Origin of the sequence: Burkholderia sp. KBS0801 (assembly GCF_005937855.2) — a bacterium.
Taxonomy (GTDB): Bacteria; Pseudomonadota; Gammaproteobacteria; order Burkholderiales; family Burkholderiaceae; genus Burkholderia; species Burkholderia ambifaria.
This window is the reverse complement of sequence record NZ_CP042178.1, coordinates 1,272,389-1,291,805: the sequence shown is the minus strand read 5'-3', so window position 1 is coordinate 1,291,805 and position 19,417 is coordinate 1,272,389. Positions and strand designations below refer to the sequence as shown.

Annotated in this window: 12 protein-coding genes; 5 read left to right on the top strand and 7 right to left on the bottom strand. The window is 69.6% G+C overall.

The genetic code is table 11. The annotated features are described in order from the left end of the window. Window positions 1-165: 165 nt before the first annotated feature. The 4 genes from FFI87_RS22690 (at window position 166) to FFI87_RS22675 (ending at window position 4,537) form a co-directional block, all read left to right on the top strand. Window positions 166-1,599, top strand: coding sequence for a PLP-dependent aminotransferase family protein (locus tag FFI87_RS22690; RefSeq protein WP_138848942.1), 1,434 nt, complete (start codon window positions 166-168; stop codon window positions 1,597-1,599). Window positions 1,600-1,694: 95 nt separating this feature from the next. Next, a complete protein-coding gene (locus FFI87_RS22685; protein ID WP_138848943.1) occupies window positions 1,695-2,096 on the top strand; it encodes a hypothetical protein in 402 nt (133 codons plus the stop codon). Between the two features lie 195 nt (window positions 2,097-2,291). Then, window positions 2,292-4,076: a nitrite/sulfite reductase gene (locus FFI87_RS22680; RefSeq protein WP_138848944.1), complete on the top strand. Its 1,785-nt coding sequence runs from the start codon at window positions 2,292-2,294 to the stop codon at window positions 4,074-4,076. Beyond that, a complete protein-coding gene (locus FFI87_RS22675) occupies window positions 4,073-4,537 on the top strand; it encodes a DUF934 domain-containing protein (RefSeq protein WP_138848945.1) in 465 nt (154 codons plus the stop codon). Before FFI87_RS22680 ends, FFI87_RS22675 begins: the two co-directional genes overlap by 4 nt. Window positions 4,538-4,610: 73 nt before the next feature. Here FFI87_RS22675 and FFI87_RS22670 read toward each other — a convergent pair whose 3' ends face one another. From FFI87_RS22670 to FFI87_RS22640, 7 genes are all read right to left on the bottom strand, one after another. Further along, window positions 4,611-5,891, bottom strand: a complete 1,281-nt coding sequence (locus FFI87_RS22670) for a virulence factor family protein (protein WP_138848946.1) — start codon at window positions 5,889-5,891, stop codon at window positions 4,611-4,613. Further along, entirely contained in the window at window positions 5,888-8,482 is a 2,595-nt protein-coding gene (gene mprF, locus FFI87_RS22665; RefSeq protein ID WP_138848947.1) for a bifunctional lysylphosphatidylglycerol flippase/synthetase MprF, read from the bottom strand. Before mprF ends, FFI87_RS22670 begins: the two co-directional genes overlap by 4 nt. Window positions 8,483-8,853: 371 nt before the next feature. Further along, window positions 8,854-9,288: a hypothetical protein gene (locus FFI87_RS22660; protein ID WP_006752741.1), complete on the bottom strand. Its 435-nt coding sequence runs from the start codon at window positions 9,286-9,288 to the stop codon at window positions 8,854-8,856. A 108-nt stretch (window positions 9,289-9,396) separates the two neighbouring features. Continuing rightward, window positions 9,397-13,590, bottom strand: a complete 4,194-nt coding sequence (locus FFI87_RS22655; protein ID WP_138848948.1) for a bifunctional nitrate reductase/sulfite reductase flavoprotein subunit alpha — start codon at window positions 13,588-13,590, stop codon at window positions 9,397-9,399. Window positions 13,591-13,606: 16 nt separating this feature from the next. Beyond that, on the bottom strand, window positions 13,607-13,954 hold the full coding sequence (nirD, locus tag FFI87_RS22650) for a nitrite reductase small subunit NirD (protein ID WP_006761456.1): 348 nt from the start codon (window positions 13,952-13,954) through the stop codon (window positions 13,607-13,609). Window positions 13,955-13,991: 37 nt separating this feature from the next. Then, window positions 13,992-16,577 (bottom strand): nitrite reductase large subunit NirB, encoded by a 2,586-nt coding sequence (nirB, locus tag FFI87_RS22645; protein WP_138848949.1) that lies wholly within the window; start codon window positions 16,575-16,577, stop codon window positions 13,992-13,994. 20 nt (window positions 16,578-16,597) lie between these two features. After that, window positions 16,598-17,923, bottom strand: coding sequence for an MFS transporter (locus FFI87_RS22640; protein ID WP_126225493.1), 1,326 nt, complete (start codon window positions 17,921-17,923; stop codon window positions 16,598-16,600). A 676-nt stretch (window positions 17,924-18,599) separates the two neighbouring features. On the opposite strand from FFI87_RS22640, the gene cobA reads away from it, so the two are divergent. Next, window positions 18,600-19,370, top strand: coding sequence for a uroporphyrinogen-III C-methyltransferase (cobA, locus tag FFI87_RS22630; RefSeq protein WP_138848951.1), 771 nt, complete (start codon window positions 18,600-18,602; stop codon window positions 19,368-19,370). Window positions 19,371-19,417: the final 47 nt, after the last annotated feature.

Sequence of the window (19,417 nt, the reverse complement as noted above, 5' to 3'; positions counted from 1 at the left end):
CCCGACACACCCGAACGCGGAAGCACAGGAAGCGCCACGCAAGCACGACCGGCAGCCGCCGTCGCGCTTTCCTTTTCGGAGCGCCCGTCGGACAATGACCTCCCCCCGCCGGCGCGGCGTCGCACCCACCTCGCGCACGGCGGCCCCGTGCTCCCGTCCGCACCGATGAAACGCTACGAAACCCTCGCCCACACGATCGCCGACGAAATCCGCAACGGCAACCTCGCGGTCGGCACGCGCCTGCCGTCGCTGCGGCAGATCATCGCGCAACATGGCGTGAGCCAGTCGACGGTGTTTCGCGCGTACTACCTGCTCGAACAGTGGGGGTTGATCCGCGCACGCGAGCGCTCCGGTTATTACGTCGCGCCGGGCGCGAGCCCCGCGGCGAACGCGCCCGCGAAACGCCGCGCGAGCCGCGCCGGCGCGACCCGCAAGGTCGACATCAGCGATCTCGTGTTCTCGGTGCTCGACGCCGCGACGCAGCCCGGCATCGTGCCGCTCGGCTCCGCATTTCCGTCGCCGCAGCTGTTTCCGCTGCAGCGCCTCGCGAAGTCGCTCGCGCAGGCGACGCGGCTCGTCAGCCCGTGGAGCACGGTCGTCGATCTGCCGCCCGGCAACGAGGCGCTGCGCCAGCAGATCGCGCGACGCTATCTGGCGACCGGCATCGCGCAGCCCGTCGACGAGATCGTCGTCACGAACGGCGCGCTGGAAGCGCTGAACCTATGCCTGATGGCCGTCACGCGGCCCGGCGACATCGTCGCGGTCGAGTCACCCGGCTTCTATGCGGCACTGCAGGCGATCGAGCGGCTCGACCTGCGTGCGGTCGAGATTCCCGTCGATCCGCACACGGGCCTCGATCTCGACGCGCTCGCGAACGCGCTCGAGCGACACGACATCCGCGCGTGCTGGTTCATGACCAATTTCCAGAATCCGACCGGCGTCACGCTGTCGGCCGACAAGAAGCGCGCGCTCGTGGAGATGCTCGCCGCGCGCGAGGTGCCGCTGATCGAGGACGACGTGTACGGCGAGCTGCATTTCGGCGCCGACTACCCGCTGCCCGCGCGCGCCTACGACCGGCACGGCCTCGTGATGCATTGCAGTTCGTTCTCGAAGACGCTCGCGCCCGGCTACCGGATCGGCTGGGCCGCCGCCGGCCGTTTCGCGGAAAAGGTGCAGCGGCTCAAGCTGATGACCACGCTGTCGGCGAGCATTCCTGCGCAGGCCGGCATCGCGAACTACCTGGAGCATGGCGGCTACGATCGTCACCTGCGCAAGCTGCGCGGTGCGCTGCAGACGCAGCTCGCCCGCATGGACGACGCGCTGCGGCGCTGGCTGCCGCCCGGCGTGGAATGGGTGCGGCCGGACGGCGGATATTTCCTGTGGCTGTCGTTTCCCGACGCGATCGACGCGATGGAACTGCATCGACAGGCGATCGCGCGCGGCATCAGCTTCGCACCCGGGCCGCTGTTCTCGGCCGCGCACGGCTTCGAGCGCTGCGTGCGCGTGAACTTCGGCCATCCGTGGAGCCACGACATCGAACGCGCGATTCGCGTGCTCGGCGAGCTGGTCGCCGAACCGGCCGTACGCAAGGCCGGGTAAGCCCACGCAAGCTGCACGCACGCCGCCGCCGTGCAGCAGGAGCGCATCCGGGTTACATTGCGAACCCCTTCGCTCCTTCTCACGAGCCCCCTCTGATGAGCGCATTGCCCTACCTCGATCACGCCGCGCTGCTGAAGCTCGCGGCCCAAGCCGCAGGCGTCACGCAGCCATGCACCTGCACGAAGACGTCGCTGGCCGGCTGGACGAGCCTGCCGCTGTCGCTGCCGGACGCGCAGCTCGCCGAAGTGGCGACGCTCGTGCCACCGGACGACCCCGAGCCGACCTACGACGAATACCATCCGGCCGGCACGCGCTACGCGTCCGACGACGCGCCGATCGCGCCGCGCCACTTCCCGTACAACCGCTGCAACGTCAGCCGCTGCGTGACGTGCGGCCGGCTGTATCTGCGCTACCAGGAAGGTGGTGGCTACTTCATCGACCAGCGCATCCGCGCACTCGATCCGGCGTTGATCGTCGACGCACCCGCGCAAGCCTGAGTCTCACCCGGGCATGCGCCGCGCATGCCCCGCGTTCGCCCGCGCGGCATCGATCTGCTGCGCCCTTTTCGTCCCGATCTGCTGCTTGTCCCGCCGCGCCGCGTTCCCTACGCTGTCTCCGGTTGCCCGACACCCGTCGCAACGTCCCCTTCCGAGCGGCGTCCCTGCGTCGCCGCTCATCTCGCGTATCACGTCATGTACCGATATACCGATTTCGACCGGGCGCTCGTGCACAGCCGCGCCGCCCAGTTCCGCGACCAGCTCGAGCGCTGGCAGCACGGCACGCTGAGCGAGGACGCGTTCCGGCCGTTGCGCCTGCAGAACGGCTGGTACGTGCAGCGCCATGCGCCGATGCTGCGCGTCGCCGTGCCGTACGGCGAACTGTCGAGCGCGCAGCTTCGCGTGCTCGCGCGGATCGCACGCGACTACGACGTGCCCGACGACGCCACCTATCGCGCCGCCTGCGACGCGCAGGCGTTGCTCGGCACGCTGCGCCTGCCGACCGGCAACGCACACTTCACGACCCGCACCAACGTGCAGTTCAACTGGATTCCGCTCGCGAAGGCGGCTGACGTGATGGACCTGCTCGCGACCGTCGACATGCACGGGATCCAGACGAGCGGCAATTGCATCCGCAACATTTCGTGCGACGAACGCGCGGGCGTCGCGCCGGACGAGATCGCCGATCCGCGTCCGTTCGCCGAGGCGATGCGCCAGTGGACGACGCTGCATCCGGAATTCGCGTTTCTGCCGCGCAAGTTCAAGATCGCGATCACCGGCGCGGCCGAGGACCGTGCGGCGACCGACTGGCACGACGTCGGGCTGAAACTCGTGCGCAACGACGCCGGCGAACTCGGCTTTCGCGTGAGCGTCGGCGGCGGCATGGGTCGCACGCCATTGGTCGCGACACTGCTGCGCACGTTCCTGCCGTGGCAGCACGTGATGAACTACATCGAGGCGATCGTCCGCGTGTACAACCGCTACGGGCGCCGCGACAACAAGTACAAGGCGCGCATCAAGATCCTCGTGAAGAGCGAGGGGCAGCGCTATATCGACGACGTCGAGGAAGAGTTCCGCCAGATCGTCGAGCATGACGGCGGCCCGCACACGATCCCGCAGGCCGAGTTCGACCGCATCGCGGCATCGTTCGTCCCGCCGCGGCTGAAGTCGCGCACGCTCGACCTCGACGCCGCCGAAGCGCGCATGACCGCCCACGCCAATCGCCATCCGGCGTTCGCGCGCTGGCTCGCGCGCAATGTCGCCGCGCACCGCGACCGCGCGCTGCGCATCGTCACGCTGTCGTTCAAGCGCCGCCTGCAGGCGCCCGGCGACGCGTCGCCCGAGCAGCTCGACGCACTTGCCGAGCTCGCCGACCGCTTCTCGGCCGGCGAGGCGCGCGTCACGCATGCGCAGAACGTGGTGCTTCCGTGGGTGCATGTCGACGACCTGTTCCTGCTGTGGGAACACGCGCGCGCGATCGGCCTGGCCAGCGCGAACGTCGGACTCCTGACCGACATGATCGCGTGCCCGGGCGGCGACTTCTGCGCGCTCGCGAACGCGCGCTCGATCCCGATCGCCGACGCGATCGCCGAACGGTTCCAGGATCTCGACATGCTGCACGACGTCGGCGACATCGACCTGCACATCAGCGGCTGCATCAACTCGTGCGGCCACCATCACAGCGGACACATCGGCATCCTCGGCGTCGACAAGGACGGCGCGGAGTGGTACCAGGTGACGCTCGGCGGCTCGGACGGTTCGAGCGCGAGCGGCACCGCCCGGCCGGGCAAGGTGATCGGACCGTCGTTCTCGGCGGACGAGATCGTCGACGTCGTGGATGCGCTCGTCAACGTGTATCTCGACGCGCGGCTCGACGCCGACGGGCGCTGCGAGCGATTCATCGACACGGTGCGCCGCATCGGCGCCGAGCCCTTCAAGGCCGCGGCGAACGACGCACGTCACCACGCGGAGCACGCATGAAACCGACCGACGAACGCGCGGGCACGCACCCGCGCATCCGGCTGCTGACACCGGCCGAACACGCCGACGACGCAAACGCGTCCGGCACCACTGCGCTGACGATCCTGACGATCGGCAACGACGAGGAACTGCCGCCGCTCGCCGCACGGATCGCGCAGGCCGCGCGCATCGACCTGCATTTCCCGTCCTTCACCGACGGCCGTGCGTATAGCCAGGCGTACCTGCTGCGCAAGCGCTTCGGCTTCGCCGGCGACCTGCGCGCGACGGGCGACGTGCTGATCGATCAGCTGCTGCTGATGGAGCGCACCGGGTTTTCGAGCGCGGTGCTGGCTGCCGATGCCGATCTCGCGGCCGCGCAGCGTCAGCTCGACCGGTTTCCCGGCTTCTATCAGCGCGACGCGAGAACGGCGACGCCGCGGCAGGACGCCGCGACGCAAGCGGAAAAGGAAACGAAAAAATGAAAACGGGCGGCCCGCAGGCCGCCCGTTCGATGAGCCGCAAGCACCGCGCCCGCCGCGAAGCGGACGCCGGCGTTCAGCGCGCCGCCACCGGCTTGCCGAACGCGCCGAGGATCTTCTTCTCGAGCGCGATGTAGTCGTGGCCGAAGTGGTGGTCGCCGCCCGTCTTGATCACGTCGGCGCCGGTATTCGCGAGCGCCGGGCACATCGTGTCCTGCTCTTCCGCGCCATAGAAACACTGCACGAGCGACGGCGGCACCTTCGCGATTTCCGGCGCGACCTTCATCGCCTTGTCGCTCGCCGGCATCCCGAGCCAGCCCGTCACGCGGATCTGGAAATCCGCGGCCGGCGCGAAGCCGAGCAGCGACATCACGGCGACCTTGTCACGCAGGTCGGCCGGCAGCCGGTTGTACGCGAACGGCATCACGTCCGCGCCGAACGAGTAGCCGACCAGCGCCACGCGGTTCGCATGCCAGCGCGCCATGTACGTGCGCATCACGCGCGCCAGGTCGCGGCTCACCTGTGCGGGCGGCTTCTCGCTCCAGAAGTAGCGCAGGCTGTCGATGCCGACCACCGACACGCCGTCGCGCTGCAGCGCCTCGGCGATCGTCTTGTCGAGATCGCGCCAGCCACCGTCGCCCGAGATCACGATCGCGAGGCGGTCGCTGCCGCCCTTCGCCGGCAGCTCGACGAGCGGCAGATCCGACACGTCGAGCTCGTCGTTGCTGCTGGTGTCGTGCAGGTGCGACGTGACGAGCGACACGAGCTTCGCGGTGTCGCCGGCCGCGGCCGTTTCGACGAAGCCCGGCATCGCGCGGCGCACGATCGTCGGATCGGGCGGGCACGGCTTGAAGCGCGCATCGAGCTTCGCCGCCGGCTGGACCGACACGACGCCGGCGATCGTATTCTCCGGCGCCATCGACAGGATCTGCGTCGCGATCGCGCCGCCCTGGCCCACGCCCGCGACGATCGGCGTGTAGTAACGCGCCGATTGCGCGAGGCGTTCGAGCTGGTGGCTGACCGCCTCGGCGTCGCCGTCGAGGTGGTGACAGGTTTCCTGCTTCGCGGCTAGATTCGCCGCATAGCGCGCCGAATCCACGCCGACCGTCATCGCGCCCGCTTTCGCGAGCGCGTCGGCCGCCTGCTGGTCGGCGGCGCCCCAGCCGCGCTCACGCGAGAACAGCACGACGAAGCCGCGCAGCGGACCGCTCGGCTTCGTCACGGTCACAGGGCCGTAGCGGCCGCCCGACACGGTTTCCGGTTTCGCCGCCGCCGGCTGCGCCGCGAACGCGGCGCCGGCCAGCATCATTCCCGCGCAGGCGACTGCCGCCTGCGCGATACCCTTCTTCAACATCATGAGCGCCGACCTCCAGCCAGCAGGGATAGATCCGCGAGCGTGACGAACACGCCGACCGAGCCCGAGGCCGCGAGATAACGCGGCTCCCAGTGCGGCTCGAACTTGCTCTTGAATGCACGCAAGCCACGGAAGTTGTAGAAACGGCCGCCGAAGCGCCAGACCATCAGCCCGAGCCGGTGCCACGGCGACGGCATCTTCGCCGCCCCCATCCCCGAGAACGGCGCGATACCCAGGCTCAGCTTGCGGAACCCCGCTTCCTTCAGATGCAGCGCGAGCTGCGTAAACAGATACTCCATCGCATATGGCGACGCTTCCGGCAGATGACGCATCACGCCGACCGTCGCCTCGGTGTTGAGGTCGGTCGTCATGAACGTGACGAATGCAATCGGCTTGTCGGCCTGGCGCACCAGCATCACCGACTGCGTCGCGAGATAGCCGTCGTGGAACGCGGCCACCGAGAAGCTCTTCTCGCGCGCATCGCGGCTGTCGAGCCAGCCGTCCGAGATGTCGCGCAGCGACGGCAGCGCGGCCGGCACGTCGCACGGCGCGATCACCTCGACCGTCAGCGCGTCCTTGTCGCCGCGGCGCAGCGCGTAGCGCAGATGCGAACGGTTCGAACCCTTCAGGTCGAACCGGTCGAGCGCGATGTGCGCTTCCTCGCCGAGCTTCATCAGCGTGAGCCCCGCGTCGAGGTACAGCGGCAGCGCGTTCGCGCGCACCTGGTAGAACGCCGCGCGGCCGCTGTGCGCGTGCGCCAGCGCAATGAACTTGCTGATCAGCGCCGGCCATTCCTCGCGCGGGCCGACCGGATCGTGCAGCGCGGCCCACGTGCGGCCGTTTTTCGCGTACATCAGGAACGCGCGGCGCGATTCGGAGAACAGGAACGACTTGTCGCCCATCAACGCGAGGCCCGCGTCGCTGCATTCCTGCGCGCGGATGATCTGCTCGGCGTCGAGCAAGTCCTGCGCGACCGGCTTCACGAAGCGGCCCGGCGCGGGGCGCAGCAGCTGCCACAGCGCGAACAGCGCGACGAACACGCCGGCCGCGAGCGTGGCGCGCAGCGCGCGCGGCGCGCGTGCGTCGAACGAGAAATGCGACCACAGATCGCGCGTGTACGGCACATCGCGGAACGCGAAGCACAGCACCCATACCGCGAGGATCAGCACCATCGTCACCGACACGAACCAGCTCACCGTGAAGCGCTCGGCGAGCAGCGACGAATGCCGGCTGAAGCGGCGGCGGCTGACGAGCAGCAGCACCAGCAGCGTGCCGAGCACGCCGGCCTCGACGAACGCCAGGCCCTTCGCCAGCGACAGCGCGAGGCTCGCGAGCGTCAACGCGAAGGTCATCCACCACGCGCCGTCCAGCCGGCGCAGCAGCCCGCGCGCGACGAACAGCAGCGCGACGCCCAGCACGCTGCAGATCACCTGCGAGCCTTCGAGCACCCACAGCGGCACGATGTTGCGCAGGATCGCGATACGGTGCCAGAACGCGGGCGTCGCGCTCGAGATCACCAGCATCCCGCCGACCGCGAAGGTCACGAGGCTCAGGAACAGCGGCGCCAGTTGCGACACGCGCGCGGCCTGCCGCGACACGAGCCGGCGCCGCAGCGCGCGGCCCTCGAAGCCGGCCAGCAGGCCGGCCGACAGCACGAGCGGCACGCCGAAGTAGATCGCGCGATAGGCGATCAGCGCGGCGACCATCGCGTGCGCGGGCACTTCGCGGCCCAGCGTGAACACCATCGCGGCTTCGAACACGCCGATCCCGCCCGGCGTATGACCGATCATCCCGAGCAGCAGCGCGGCCGCGTAGACCGTGATGAAGGTCGGGAAGCCGACCGGCGCGACCGGCAGCAACACCCACAGCGTCAGGCCGGCGGCCACGACATCGAGCACCGCGTAGACGACTTGCGCGACGAGGTCGCGCCGTGCCGGCACGTCGAACGCGAGCCATTTGAAGCGCGTGACGACCGGACGCGCGGTGTTGCCGCACATCGCGACCACGACGGCCAGCAGCACGAGCAGCGCGCCGCCGCTCCACGTGAGCACGCCCGGCGCGACATGCAGCATCGCGGCGAGCGTCTGCGGCACGCAGACCATGCCGACCGCCGTCATCAGCACCAGCGCGAGCGCGAGCGTGCCGCTCGTGAATACCGTCATCCGGCCGATCTGCGCGGGCGTGACGCCCGACACGCCGTACACGCGCGCGCGCACGGCGCCGCCCGTGAGCGCGCCGAAGCCGGTCGCGTTGCCGAGCGCCGAGCCGGCGATCGAGCCGATCCACAGCGCGGCGCGCGGCACCTTCGCGGCGACGTAGCGCAGGCCGACCGCATCGCGGGCGACGAGCGCGAGATAGCTGAGGGCCGTCGCGGCGAGCGATGCGCCCCATTCGCCGACGGACATGTGGCGCAGCTGGCGGATCACCGACCGGTAGTCGACGGATTCGGACAGGTGCTGGAAAACCACGATCAGCAGCAGGCCGATGCCGAGCGCGAGCAGCGGCGACAGCACGCGCTCGTTGCGGATCAGCGTCGACACACGGGCGATCGCCGCCGCGGCGCGGCCGGGCGGACCAGAGTGGCGGGAAGACATAGATTGTTCAGTGGCGGTGCATAGCTTGTCGCGGCGCGGGACGGCCGGGCGGCGACGAATCTGGTTGTTGTGCGAGGGCGGCCGGCCTAGGTCCGAAGCACGGGCGCCTGAATCAGAACCGACGAGTATACGGAATTTATGTTACAGAGTCTTTCGGTCTCGCACCGGGCGGTTTGGGCGCGCCGGCCGCATCAATGGCGCATCAAATCATGCGCACGGTGCGCATCATACCGGGAACCGCCGGTGATTTTTCGTCAGTTGAATGACGAATCGCGCAATCGGGAAGAATTCTCCCGGCCGCCCCGCCCGAATGAGCAAAAACCGCGAGCCCGAGCGGGTTTCAGGGAAAGGGGACGGATCGTGACGCATCGTCACTTTGCCCGCTCGTGCTCTGCCAGCCCAATCGCCTTGTAGTCGTAGGTCGGGTAGAACTCGGTCCGGTACGCGCCCCACGCCGTGTCCTCGAGCACGCGATTGACCTCCCGCACGCGCGATGCCGGTAGCCGCAGCACGACGATCTGCCCGATTCCCATCGTCACGGTCCAGCTCACCACCTCCACCCCCGGCGGCGGAAACGCCTTGTAGAACCCCTGCTTCGCAAGTTGCGCGTTGAGTTCGGCGAGCGGGCGCGACTGGTCGTGCTTGAGAAAGACCGTCAGCAGCACCGCGTTGTCGGGCGTCGCGGCAGCCGTGCCCGTCGGCACGGTCGACGTCTGGGCGGCAGCCGGCGCGCAGCCGAGTGCGGCGGCGGCCAGCGATGCGGCCATCACGAGAGTTCGAAGCGGGAAATTCCGGCGTGCCGTCATGACGCGACTCCTGGGCTGCGTGAGTGAAGCCGCCATCATGCGCCGTCCGGCGCATCGTTGCAGGGCCGGCCGTGGCGCCGGCACGATCCGGCCGGGACGCCGATACGCTCAATACACGTCCCGCATGTAGCGCCGCGCCTTCGCGAGCCGCGCGACGTAGTCGTTCGCGGCTTCGTCCGACATCCCGCCGTGCTCGGCGACGACCGCCTTCAGCGCGGTATCGACGTCCTTGGCCATGCGCGCGGCGTCGCCGCACACGTAGAAGTGCGCGCCCTCCTCCAGCCACTTGTACAGCTCGGCGCCCTGCTCGCGCATCCGGTCCTGCACGTAGATCTTGTCGGCCTGGTCGCGCGAGAACGCGAGATCGAGCCGCGTCAGGAAGCCGCTGTCGCGCATCGCTTCGAGCTCGTCGCCGTAGTAGAAGTCGGTCTGCGCATGCTGCTCGCCGAAGAACAGCCAGTTGCGTCCGCGCGCGCCGCGCGCCTGCCGTTCGTGCAGGAAGCCGCGGAACGGCGCGACGCCCGTGCCGGGGCCGACCATCACGACCGGCACGTCGCCGTTCACCGGCGGCCGGAAATGCGCGGACTTCTGCACGAACACCGGCACGCGCCCGTCGTCCGCGCGATCGGCGAGGAACGTCGACGCGACGCCTTTGCGCGCGCGCCGGCCGTTGTGATAGCGCACGGCCGACACCGTCAGATGGATCTCGCCCGGATGCGCGCTCGGGCTCGACGCGATCGAATACAGGCGCGGCTGCAGCCGCTTCAGCATCGCGACCAGCTCCGCGCCCGACAGCTCGACCGGAAACTCGTGCAGCACGTCCGCAAGCTGTTGTCCCCACAACCATTGCTTAAGGTCGGCCTTGCGATCGTCGCCGAGCAGCGCCTTCAGCGCGCCGTTCGCGCTGCGCGACGCGATGAACGCGAGCGTATCGGGGTGCGGGCGCGTGATGTCGAAGTGGCGCGCCAGTGCGTCGCCGAGGCGCATGTCGCCGACGCCCTCGATCGACACCGGCGCGTCGGCCTTCAGCGCGGTGACCGACAGCAACTCGTCGACCAGCTCGGGGCAGTTGGTCGGCCACACGCCGAGCGCGTCGCCGGCTTCGTATTCGAGGTTCGCGCCTTCGGTCGACAGCGACACGTAGCGCGTGTCCTTCGCGGCGCCCGGCCGGTTGAGCCGCAGGTTCGCGACGAGCTTCGACGGCGCCGGACGCGCCTTGGTCGGCAGCAGCCCCGACGCGCTCAATCCGGCGGACGGCACCGCGTGCAGCGCCGCATCCGCGTCCTTGATCCGCGCGACCACGCGCTCGAGCCACTGGTCCGCATCGCGCTGGAACTCCACGTCGCAATCGACGCGTGCGCACAAGCGCGCCGCGCCCAGCTCCGCGAGCCGCGCGTCGAGCCGGCGGCCGTGGCCGCAGAACTGGTCGTAGTTGCGATCGCCAAACGCGAGCACCGCGAAGTGCACGCCATCGAGGCGCGCGGCGCCGTCGGCCTGCAGCGCATCCCAGAACTCGCTGCCGTTGTCGGGCGCATCGCCGTCGCCGAACGTGCTCGTCATCAGCAGCACGTATTGCGCGCCGGCCAGCGACGCGACCGGATAGTCGGACATGCACGCGGTGCGGATCTCGAAGCCCGCGTTCATCAGCTGCGTCGCGTAGTCCTCGGTCAGCGATTCGATGTTGCCCGTCTGCGACGCCCACAGCAGCACGACCTTCGGACGCGTGCGCACGATCCGCACGCCGCCGGGCGCGGCGGCCTCGCCCGGCAGCGCGGGCGCCGCACCGTCCGTCGGGTGGGCGGGCAGCGAGCGGCTGAACAGCCCCGCGAGCATCCCGTCGAGCCAGAACCGCACCGGCGGCGCGAGCGGCGCGCCGGCCGGCAGCACCGGCACGCCGCCTTCGCGCCGGCCGGCGCTCGCCTTCAGCCCGCTGACGAGGCCGGCCACGTACAGGCGCTCCGCCTCGGTGAGCGGCGGCGGCGCGAGATCGGCCACGCCGAGCGCCGCCGCGAAAGTGTCGAGGTCTGCCATGTCGGATTCCTGTGAAGCCGTGATCTGCACCGTCGCCGGCGCGGGCCGCGCATCGGCATCGGCAGCGGTGGCATCGGGCTGCGCCGTGCTGTCGTCGTCGGACGCAAACGCGTCCGTGTCGACGCGCGTCAGCGCGACCGCGCAATATTTCAGTTCAGGTTGCTGCGATTCCGGATCGATCGCGTCGTTCGTCACCGCGTTGATGCACAGGTCGTCGCCGTACACGTCGTTCCAGTGCATCGGCGCGAAGCAGTTGCCGCGCTGCACGCGCTCGGTCACGACGGCCGGCAGCACCGCGCGGCCGCGCGCCGAACGGATCTCGACGCTGTCCTTCGTCGCGATGCCGAGCGCGAGCGCGTCGTCCGGATGCAGTTCGACGAACGGGCGCGGATTGAGCTTGTTCAGCATCGGCACCTTGCCCGTCTTCGTCATCGTGTGCCATTGATGCTGCAGCCGCCCGGTGTTCAGCACGATCGGGAACGTGTCGTCCGGCAGTTCGGCCGGCGCGACGTGCGGCCGCGCGAAGAAGCGCGCCTTGCCCGACGGCGTCGGGAACGCGATGCGCGGCGCGTCGTGCCCGCCGTCGGCCGCGCGCGCCGTCTGGCTCACGCCGTCGTTCAGGTAGCGGATCGGGTGCCGCTCGCGCGCGGTGCCCGGCGCGACCGGCCATTGCACCGGGCCGTCGCGGAGCGCCGCGTGGCTTGCGCCGCGCAGGTCGTAGCCGGTCGCCGGATTCGAAAAGCGCACGATCTCGTCGAACACGTCGGCCGCCGACGCATAGTCGAACGCATCGCCGAAGCCCATCGCGCGCGCGACCTCCGCGACGATGCGCCAGTCGGGCAGCGCGTCGCCGGGCGGCGCGATCGCGGCGCGCATCAGCGTCATGTTGCGCTCGGAGTTGACCATCACGCCGTCGCCCTCGGCCCACAGCGCGCCGGGCAGCAGGATGTCCGCATAGCGGTTGGTCTCGGTGTCGAGGAATGCGTCCTGCGCGATCACCAGCTCCGCGGCCTGCAACCCCGCGATCACGTTCTGCCGGTTCGGCACGGTCGCGACCGGATTCGTACAGACGATCCAGCACGCCTTGATGTCGCCGGCCGCCATCCGCTCGAACAGGTCGACCGTGCCGTTGCCGGTTTCCTTGCGCAGCGTGCCGGCCGGCACGCGCCACAGGTTCTCGACGAAGCGCCGGTCGTCGTCGGACAGCACCGAACGCTGGCCGGGAAGGCCCGCGCCCATGTAGCCCATCTCGCGCCCGCCCATCGCGTTCGGCTGGCCGGTCAGCGAAAACGGCCCGCTGCCCGGGCGGCAGATCGTGCCCGTCGCAAGATGCAGGTTGCAGATCGCGTTGGTGTTCCACACGCCGTGCGTGCTCTGGTTGAGCCCCATGGTCCAGCAGCTCATCCACTCCTGCGCGTCGCCGATCCATTGCGCGGCCGTGCGGATGTCGGCTTCGGCAAGGCCCGTGATTTCCGCGACGCGCTCAGGCGTGTAGTCGGCGAGAAACGCGGGCATCGCGTCCCAGCCTTCGGTGTACGCGTCGATGAACGCGGCATCGGTGCGGCCGTTCGCGTGCAGCAGGTGCAGCAACCCGTTGGTCAGCGCGAGATCGGTGCCCGGCCGGATCTGCAGGAACAGGTCGGCCTTGTCGGCGGTGCCGGTGCGGCGCGGATCGACGACGATCAGCTTCGCGCCGGCCTTCACGCGATCCATCATCCGCAGGAACAGGATCGGATGGCAGTCGGCCATGTTCGCGCCGATCACGAAGAACAGGTTCGCGCGATCGAAGTCCTGGTACGACCCGGGCGGGCCGTCCGCGCCGAGCGACTGCTTGTAGCCGGTGCTCGCACTCGCCATGCACAGGCGCGAGTTCGACTCGATGTTGTTGGTGCCGACGAAGCCCTTCGCGAGCTTGTTCACGAGGTATTGCGCCTCGATCGACATCTGCCCCGACACGTAGAACGACAGCGCATCGGGCCCGTGCGTGTCGAGCACCGCGCGCAGCCGCCGCGCGGTCTCGGCGATCGCGTCGCGGGCCGGCAGCGGCACGAGATCGTCCTCCCGCGCGCGCCGCACGAACGCGCGATCGAGCCGCCCGGAGCGGCGCAACGCGACGTGCGCGGACGAGCCCTTCGTGCACAGCCGCCCGAAGTTGGTCGGATGCTCGGAGTCGCCGGACACCTTGACGACCTCGCCATCCTCGACGTGCAGCACCATTCCGCAGCCGACGCCGCAGTACGGGCACACGCTCTTGACGGGGGTGGCGCTCATGCGTGCTCCGGCGCGCTCAGGCGGCAATCCACACGAACCCGTCCTCGACCCGCGACGGATACGCGCTCACTGACTTCTCGGGCGCTTCGAGGCATTCGCCGGTACGCAGGTCGAAATGCTGCTTGTACAGCGGCGACGCGACGACGACGCGCTCGCCGAGGCTGCCGATCAGCCCGCGCGACATCACGGCCGCCTGCGACACGGGGTCGACGTTGTCGATCGCGAACACGCCGCCGGCTTCAGCATGCGCGACGTGAAACACCGCGACCTGCTCGCCGTTGACGAGCGCGCACACGCCGGTGTTCGGCACGATGTCGTCGAGCGGGCACACACGGGTCCAGGACAGGGGAAGACGATCGTTCATGATGGGCTCCTTGAAAAGACGCAGGTGTCGGTCAGGATCAAACGGTTGCAGATTCGGTGGCCGCTTCCGCGACGACCGGAATCCGCACGGGCCTGCCGCCCACGCGTTCGTCGGGCGTCGCGGGACGGATCTGGCCGCGCGTCTCGACGAAGGCGATGTTCGCGTCCGGCGCGTCGCTGTTCACGAAGTGGCGGAAGCGCTTGCGCGTTTCCGGATCGGTGACGGCCTTCTTCCATTCGCATTCGTAGGTATCGACCACGTGCTGCATGTCGGCCTCGAGTTCCGCCGCGATACCGAGCTTGTCGTGCACGACGACGTCGGTCAGGTAGTCGAGCCCGCCTTCGAGGTTGTCGCGCCACACGCTGGTGCGCTGCAGTCGGTCGGCGGTGCGCACGTAGAACATCAGGAAGCGGTCGATGTAGCGGATCAGCGTGGCACGGTCGAGGTCGGACGCGATCAGTTCCGCGTGGCGCGGCTTCATCCCGCCGTTGCCGCACACGTACAGGTTCCAGCCCTTCTCGGTCGCGATGATCCCGATGTCCTTGCCCTGCGCTTCCGCGCACTCGCGCGTGCAGCCCGACACGCCGAACTTGATCTTGTGCGGCGCGCGCAAGCCCTTGTAGCGGTTCTCGATGTCGATCGCGAGACCGACCGAATCGTCGACGCCGTAGCGGCACCACGTCGAGCCGACGCACGACTTCACGGTGCGCACCGACTTGCCGTACGCATGACCCGATTCGAAGCCGGCGGCGATCAGCTCTTCCCAGATCGACGGCAGCTGCTCGACGCGCGCGCCGAACAGGTCGACGCGCTGGCCGCCCGTGATCTTCGTGTAGAGGCCGTACTTGCGCGCGACCTGGCCGACCGCGATCAGCCCTTCCGGCGTCACCTCGCCGCCCGGCATGCGCGGCACGACCGAGTACGTGCCGTCGCGCTGGATGTTCGCGAGGTAGTAGTCGTTCGAGTCCTGCAGCCCCGCATGCTCCTTCTTCAGCACGAACTCGTTGAAGCACGACGCGAGGATGCCCGCGACGGCCGGCTTGCACACGTCGCAGCCCAGGCCGCGGCCGTGCTTCGCGAGCAGCTCGTCGAAGGTCGTGATGCGCTCGACGCGGATCAGGTGGAACAACTCCTGGCGCGAATGCGGGAAGTGCTCGCACAGATGGTTGTTGACCGCGAGGCCCTGCTTCTTCATCTCGGCCTTCATGATCTGCGTGACGAGCGGCACGCAGCCGCCGCACGACGTGCCCGCGCCCGTGCACGACTTCAGTGCGCCGAGGCTCGTCGCGCCATCGGCCACCGCCGCGCAGATCTGCGACTTCGACACGTTGTTGCACGAGCAGATCTGCGCGCCTTCCGGCAGCGCATCCACGCCGATCGCGGGCTTCGCCGCGCCGTCCGACGACGGCAGGATCAGGAACTCCGGCGACTCGGGCAGCTCGATCCGGTTCAGCATCATCTGCAGCAGCGTGCCGTATTCGGCCGCGTCGCCGACCATCACCGCACCGTGCAGGAACTTGCCGCAATCCGACACCACCAGCTTCTTGTAGACCTGGCGACGCTCGTCCGCGTACTGGTAGGTGCGGCTGCCGGCCGTCGTGCCGTGCGCGTCGCCGATGCTCGCGACGTCGACGCCCATCAGCTTGAGCTTCGTGCTCATGTCGGCGCCGGCGAACGCGGCCGCGGCCGCTTCGTCAGCGTCACCCGCGAGCTGCTTCGCGACCACGCGCGCCATGTCGTAGCCGGGCGCGACGAGGCCGTACACCATCCCGTTCCAGGCCGCGCATTCGCCGATCGCGTAGATGTCGGCGTCGCTCGTGCGGCACGCGTCGTCGATCGCGACGCCGCCGCGCGGGCCGATGTCCAGGCCGCACGCGCGTGCCAGTTCGTCGCGCGCGCGGATGCCGGCCGAGAACACGATCATGTCGGTGTCGAGATGCGAGCCGTCGGCGAACGCCATCCGATGGGTACCTTCCTCGCCATCGACGATCTCGAGCGTGTTCTTGCCCGTATGCACGGTCACGCCGAGCGCCTCGATCTTCGCGCGCAGCATGCGGCCGCCGCCGTCGTCGACCTGCACGGCCATCAGCCGCGGCGCGAATTCGACGACGTGCGTCTCGAGCCCCATGTCGCGCAGCGCCTTCGCGCATTCGAGGCCGAGCAGCCCGCCGCCGATCACGACGCCACGCTTCGCATGCGCGCCGCACGCCTGCATCGCCTCGAGATCCTCGATCGTCCGGTACACGAAGCAGCCCGCGCGATCGCGGCCTGGCACCGGCGGCACGAACGGACGCGAGCCCGTCGCGAGCACCAGCTTGTCGTACGCGAGCGTCTCGCCCGACGCGAGCGTGACCGTGTGCGCGGCGCGGTCGATCGACGCGACGCACGCGTTCAGGCGCAGGTCGAACCGCGGATGGCGTTCGAAGAAGCCGGGCTCGACGAGCGACAGGTCGTCCGCCGACTTGCCCGCGAAGAATTCCGACAGGTGCACGCGGTCGTACGCCGGGCGCGGCTCCTCGCCGAGCACCGTGACCTGCAGCGCATCCGCCGTGCCGGCTTGCGCCGCGACGCATTCGAGGAGCTTGTGGCCGACCATCCCGTGGCCGATGACGATGAGTTTCATGATGGCGTTTCCTCGGTCGATCAGTTCGCGGCCTGGGCGGCGGCCAGCGCGCGATCGCGCAGCTCGGCCTCGCGTGCCTTGTGTTCTTCGCTGAAGCGCACGGCCATCGCGCACAATGCGGTCGCGGTGACGGCGAGCCCGAGCAGGCTCAGCGTGTGCTGCACGTCGCCGACGCCCTTCAGCAGGAACGACGCGGCCACCGCGCCGACGTTGCCGCCCGCGCCGATGATCCCCGCGACGCCGCCGAGCGCCTTGCGGTCGATGAACGGCACGAGCGCATAGGTCGCGCCGCAGGCCATGTGCGTGAAGAGGCCGAAGGTCAGCATCGCGACGAGAGCCATGCCGATGCCTTGCGCATGCGAGAACCAGATCAGCCCGAGCCCTTCGCCGATGATCAGCGCGCACAGCAGCGCCGCGCGCACGTCGAGGCTGCGGCGCGTGGCGATCTTGTCCGACAGCCAGCCGCCGAGCGCGCGGGCGAACAGCGCGAGCATCCCGAACAGGCCGACCGCGAAACCGGCATCCTTCAGCGACAGGTGGAAGTGGTCGACGTAGTACAGCGCGGCGATGTTGTGGATGAACACCTCCACGCCGAAGCACGCGCCGTACGTGACGAACAGCATCCACACGCGATAGTTGCCGCACGCCGCGAAGAAGCTCGCCCAGCCGCCCTTCTTGCCGCTGTCGACCGTCACGCCCTGCTTGCGCAGCGCGACGAAGTCGCCTTGCGGGCAGTCCTGCGTGAAGCGCCAGTACGCCCATGCCATCGCGAGCATCGCGACGCCCGGCACGATCAGCGCGATGCGCCACGACGCGCTGTCACCGAAGCCGAGGATCAGGCCGGCCGCGACGAGCAGCGGCATCATCGCCTGCGTCGCGCCCGCGCCGGCGTTGCCCCAGCCGGCCGTCGTCGCGTTCGCGGTGCCGACCACGTTCGGCGCGAACATCACCGACGTGTGGTACTGCGTGATCACGAAGCCCGCGCCGATCGCGCCGATGCCGAGGCGGCAGATCAGGAACCACAGATAGTCGTGCGTGAACGACACCGCGAACACGGGAATCGCGCCGAGCACGAGCAGCCCGGCATACACGCGACGCGGGCCGAAGCGGTCGCACAACGGGCCGACCAGCAGCCGCACGGCGATCGTCGCGGCCACCGCGGCGATGTTGATGTTAGCGACCTGCGCCGCGGTGAGGTGGAATTCGCGCGCGATCAGCGGCATCAGCGGCGCGCATGCGAACCATGCGAAGAAGCACACGAAGAACGCCATCCACGTCATGTGGAATGCGCGCATCGGCGCGGTGCGGAACGAGAAGAGATCGATACGGGTAGCTTTGTCGGTCATGTCATCCGCCAAACGAAAAACGGCGTCCTGCGCACCCGGTCTCGTCGAGAGACCTGATGCGTAGGACGCCGTTGCCCATGAAGAAGCCCGTTGCCGGGCGCGTTCAGTAATCGGTGCTGCAGACGAATCGCCGTTGATTCGCCCGGACCACCTAACGCAAGCGCCGTGCCATGTCGGCCCGAATCGCGCCGAAAGCCCCGCCGCACAACGCTCGACGCCCGCCGCTCGGCTCTTTGCGGCGCGCCGCGTGCGATTCGTTGGAATGCATCGAGGCACAGATGTGGTGCGCTGCAGCACTGTCGCCGTGCGACATCGCGGTGCGCGCGGACGGGGCGTGATGCACGCCGATGCGTCAGCGCGTGTGCCCTGACCCTTCGGCCGCATGCGTGCGCGGCACCGGCGCAGCCATCGGGCGGGCGCATGGCGGCACGCGCGCCGTACCGTTCGCGCAGGGTGGCCCGGATATTGCTGAATCGAATGCACACACCGGCAACGGAGCCGGTAGGCGGTCCCCCGCAACGCGGGCGCGCCGTCGCAGGCAGGTACAGCAGACCGGACAACGACGTCCCTCCCGTGCACGGCACGGCCGGATGCCGTGGTCGCTTCGACCGCCCGCCGCCGCCGCGCGCACCGATACGCACTCGACCGCCGCACGCACGCGGTACAGGAACACGACATGACGACTGGCAAAGTCACGCTGCTGGGCGCCGGCCCCGGCGATCCCGATCTCCTCACGCTGAAGGCCGTGAAGGCGCTGGCGGCCGCCGACGTGCTGCTGCTCGACGATCTCGTCGCGCCCGGCATCGTCGAACTCGCGCCGCACGCGCGCGTGATCCGCGTCGGCAAGCGCGGCGGCTGCCGCTCCACGCCGCAGGCGTTCATCGAGAAACTGATGCGCCGCTACGCGCTGCGCGGCGCACACGTCGTGCGCGTCAAGGGCGGCGACGCACTGCTGTTCGGCCGTGCCGGCGAAGAGCTCGCGACGCTGCGCGCCGCCGCGATTCCGGTGGACATCATCAACGGCATCTCGTCGGGATTCGCGGCCGCCGCGAGCCTCGGCATCTCACTCACGCACCGCGAGCACTGCCAGGGCGTCACGTTCGTCACCGCGCACCGCCAGGACCACGGCGAGCCCGACTGGGCCGCGCTCGCGGCCACCGGCACCACGCTCGCGATCTACATGGGGATGAGCCGCGTCGACAGCATCGCGGCCGGCCTGCTCGCCGCCTTGCCTGCGTCGACACCGGCCGCCGCCGTGCAATGGGCCGGCACGCCGCACGAGCGCCGCTGGACCGGCACGCTCGGCGGCCTCGCACGCGGCGTCGCGGCAGCCGGGCTCGGCAGCCCGGCGGTGATCCTCGTCGGCGGCGCAATCGGCGAAGCGGCCGTGCAGCGCGTGCCGGATGCGGGCACCGCGATCGAGACGGCGTTCTCCCGTGCCGCGTAGCATGTTCGACGCCACGCGGCACCGGCCGCCCGCCTATCATGAAAACA